Below are 4,066 nucleotides of genomic sequence, written 5' to 3' on the forward strand. Positions count from 1 at the left end.
TTTGCACCACTTAGCAAAGCCAGAAACATGCAGGATACAAACAGGAAAAACAGCAGATAGTTCGGCAGTGTTTCCAGCAAACGGGATCCTTTTCCCATCTATTTCCCCTCATTTCTCAACAACCGTAATATCAGGCATCATATTGGATGCGAAAACGGAATAAAACACCGTATATTTTTCTTCATCTACACGAATGCCGTAATTTTCTTTCAGATATTCATAATCAGGCGGATAAAAACCTTCCAAAGCATAGCAGCTGACTGCCCCACGCAGAATACTTTCCTCCGCAATACGCAGTGCTTCTGCACGCTGCTTTTCTTCTGCACTATGGATACCTCCAAGACAAAGTACCGCAATCCCTCCAAACAAAACAAAGGAAATTACATATTCCGCCAGAAAAAAAAGCAGCCTGTTTTCTTTCTTTTTCATACAACTGCCCCCTTATCCAAGAGATTGCATGATGCCCACCAGAGGGAACATCACAGAAAGCAGTAATATACCAACCACAGCACAGAGAATGATCACAACGGCAGGTTCCGCACGGGAAGCCATTTTCTGCAGGGATGCAGCAGCCTCTTCTTCGCTTCTGCGGCTGATTTCTTCCAGTGTACTGTCCAGATCACCTGTTTTCACCCCTACGGAAAGCATACGGCAATACATGGGTTTCATCAGTTTCTGTTCTTCGATCGCCTCTGACAGAGGGCTCCCCATCAAAGCAGATTTTCTGCAGGCAGAGATTTGCGCCTGCATACCTTCTCCGCAAAAAGATTCTGCCATTTCCATTGCCCTATCGGAATCCAGTCCACCGGAAACGCCCATATACAATGCAGAAGCAAAATGGGCTGCATCATACAGTTTACCTGTTCTGGTAGCGGTAAATTTCTTCGCCCAGAACAGATTCCATTTTTCTCTTGTTTTCTCATGGAAGAACACGGCCGCAAGACCGATCAAAAGAAGAATTCCGACAATTATAAAAAAGATTTTCGCCTTCTGCAATGCTGTGCCGATCTGCAGGAAAAACATTGCTGCAGGAGGAAGTGTTCCGCCCAGCTGCGCAAAGACAGACTGGAAGACAGGCAAAACTTCCGTCATCAGAACAACGACTACTGCCAGCAGCATCACAAGCAAAATGATCGGGAAAACAACGGTTTCCTTCAACGCCTGTTCTGTGCGGCGGCGGTCTTCATAATATACCGAAAGCGCACGAAATGTGGACTCCAGATAGCCCGTTTCTTCCCCAACCATCACCATTTTCAACATATATTCCGGAAAAACGCCACTTTCTCTCATTGCTTCATAAACAGAGTCACCATAACCCGCTTTTTCATATAATCCTTCCAGAACGGCTTTTTTCCCTTTATCCGTTTCTTCTTCCGCAAGGATAGAAAAGCACATTTCCGCAGGAAGGCCCGCCTTCAAAAGCAGGGATAATTCCAGACAAAAAGAGGAAATTTCTTCTTTAGACCAAAGTTTTACTTTCATACTGCCTCCAAAAATCATTGTTTTACAGATGCACGAAAAACCCCTGCACATTCAGCACGAAAATGCCAATGCGTAGCGGTTTTTCATAAATTTTATGGGATATGTCAATAGAGATATTTTTCTGTATAATTTTTTCCGTCACCGATATATTTCATGATGGCATCACTGGAATTGCCGCTGGAAGCAAAGGTTGGATCCATCAGTTTCCAGGATACCCCGTCAAAGAAAATGATCCCTTCTACCCAGCCGATTTCTTCTGTATAGGTAGAGATCCACGCATGATATGCGGAGCCTGTATATCCGGTCACCAGTTTTGTCGGAATGTTCTGGCTGCGGAGCATGGCTGTCATCAGTGCCGCATAGTCGAAACAGATCCCTTTCTTTTCTGCCAGAACCTGATCGACTACAGGAAGGTAGCCGCTCTGTACCGTCTGCGCTTTCTGCTTGTCGTAGGTCAGGTTTTTGACTACATAGTTGTAAACAGCCTGCACCTTCTGCAGTTCATCCGCCTTTCCTGCCGTCAGCTGAGCTGCCAGCTTTACTGTCTGGCTGTCAAGAGAATAATCCACATACTGATTCGGGCTGAGGAATGGTGCAAACTGATCTGCCAGTTTTACATCCAACTGTTTGTTGAACAAGGTGCTGTATTTTGTACCTTCCACATTCTGGTATACACCAATGCTGTATTTCCCATCACCATCAGAAAGGATAAATGTTTCGAAAACGCCCTTTTTATTCAGATTATACGTATATTTCACACCGGAAGGCCCCTGTACAATGACCTTTTTTCTGGCATCAGACCCATTGTCACATTTGATCATCACATAGCCATGATCTGTATTGGATGCATCCATGGTCACGCCCTTGCTTTTTGAATCGCCGCCATAAACGATCACACCACTAGCTTCCGGAATGCAAATGGAGGCGGGATCAACAGGTATACCGGATAACGGCACCATCTGTTCTGCCAGAACATCTTCCACTGCATTGCTTTCCACATACATTTCTTCCGGAAATCCTGCTGTTTCTGTTGTTTTTACTCCCTCCTGCCCACCGCAGCCGGTCAGCAGAAAAACAGCGGCCATACCTGCAGCAAGCCATTTTTTTATGCTCTGTTTCATTTCCTTCCCCTCCCAACGAAAGCAGCCTTTCGTTCTTCGTTTTTATCATAGTACAATATTTCCATGCAAACATCAATAGATTTCGGCTAAAATAATTATAATATTTTAGATATAATTAAATAACAATACTTATTTGTAACTATATATGCAAAAAAATGCCCGTGTTTCCACGGGCACTGTTTTGTTTTAACTTTGATCAGCCTTTCAGTTTCAGAATCTGATCCAGGATCTTATGGGCTACTTCTTCTTTTGTCAGCAGTTCCAGTTCGATTTCTTCTTCTTTGGAAATCATGGTCACTACGTTTGTATCTGTACCAAAGCCGCTGCCTGCCACCTTCAGGTTATTTGCAACGACCATATCAATATTTTTCTTCGTCAGCTTCACGCGGGAATTTTCCAGCATATTCTGAGTTTCCATGGAGAAACCACAGTAGAACTGACCTTCACGACGGTTTTCGCCCATATATTTCAGGATATCCTGTGTTCTTGTCAGAGGAATAGACATATCATCGTCTTTTTTCTTTGTTTTTTCTTCGTTATATGTGCTGGGGGTATAATCCGCCACCGCAGCAGCTTTGATGATGATGTCATTGTCCAGGAAGCGTTCCTTCATGGCTTCAAACATATCTCCTGCGCTTCTTACCTGCACATAATCAATGAACATGGGTTTTGCCAGAGAGGTCACACCGCTTACCAGTGTTACTTCCGCACCGCGCAGCATTGCCGCTTTCGCCAATTCATAACCCATTTTCCCCGTGGAATGGTTTGTGATATAACGTACAGGGTCAACGCTTTCCTGTGTAGGGCCTGCAGTTACGATCACTTTCAGACCTGCCAGATCTTTTTCATAAGCAATTTCTCTCAGGATGTGGTTTACCAGAACATCTTCGGAAGGCATTTTGCCGTCGCCTTCATCTCTGCAGGCCAGCATACCTTTTGCAGGTGCAATGATTTCATAGCCGTAGCCGGCCAGTTTTTTCAGATTATCCTGCAGGATAGGATTATGATACATATTGGTGTTCATGGCAGGTGCAACAATGATCTTGCATGTGCATGCCATCACAGTGGTTGTCAGCATATCATCTGCAATGCCGTTTGCGAGTTTGCCGATCACATTTGCAGAAGCAGGTGCGATCAGAACCACGTCTGCCTTTTTCGCAATGGAAACATGAGCCACATGGAACTGGAAATTGCGGTCGAAGGTATCTACCATACATTTATTGCCCGTCAATGTTTCAAAGGTAACAGGAGTGATAAACTGGCATGCATTCTGTGTCATGATCACATGTACGTCTGCATGCATTTTGATCAGCATACTTGCTACATTTGCCATTTTATAAGCAGCAATACTGCCTGTTACACCCAAAACAACGGTTTTGCCTTTTAACATTTTTGATCTCCCTTTTCTTTTACGTACTTCATTTTTATCGCCTTACGGCTTACCATTGACAGTAGTTTAACAT

At 44.1% G+C, this 4,066-nt stretch carries 4 protein-coding genes; all 4 read right to left on the reverse strand.

All coding sequences use genetic code 11. The features are described from left to right. Positions 1 to 108: 108 nt before the first annotated feature. The 4 genes from ACJMLT_RS04260 to coaBC all read right to left on the reverse strand — a co-directional run bounded on the left by ACJMLT_RS04260 (position 109) and on the right by coaBC (position 3,993). Complete coding sequence (locus ACJMLT_RS04260; protein WP_405727078.1) at positions 109 to 429, reverse strand: hypothetical protein; 321 nt, start codon at positions 427 to 429, stop codon at positions 109 to 111. 12 nt (positions 430 to 441) lie between these two features. Then, positions 442 to 1,482, reverse strand: a complete 1,041-nt coding sequence (locus ACJMLT_RS04265) for a type II secretion system F family protein (protein ID WP_405727081.1) — start codon at positions 1,480 to 1,482, stop codon at positions 442 to 444. A gap of 104 nt (positions 1,483 to 1,586) precedes the next feature. After that, on the reverse strand, positions 1,587 to 2,603 hold the full coding sequence (locus tag ACJMLT_RS04270) for a transglutaminase-like domain-containing protein (RefSeq protein ID WP_405727084.1): 1,017 nt from the start codon (positions 2,601 to 2,603) through the stop codon (positions 1,587 to 1,589). 196 nt (positions 2,604 to 2,799) lie between these two features. Then, positions 2,800 to 3,993 (reverse strand): bifunctional phosphopantothenoylcysteine decarboxylase/phosphopantothenate--cysteine ligase CoaBC, encoded by a 1,194-nt coding sequence (gene coaBC / locus ACJMLT_RS04275; RefSeq protein WP_405727087.1) that lies wholly within the window; start codon positions 3,991 to 3,993, stop codon positions 2,800 to 2,802. Positions 3,994 to 4,066 lie beyond the last annotated feature (73 nt).

The sequence above is a fragment of the Anaerotignum sp. genome (genome assembly GCF_045122575.1).
In the GTDB taxonomy this organism is placed as follows: Bacteria; Bacillota; Clostridia; order Lachnospirales; family Anaerotignaceae; genus Anaerotignum_A.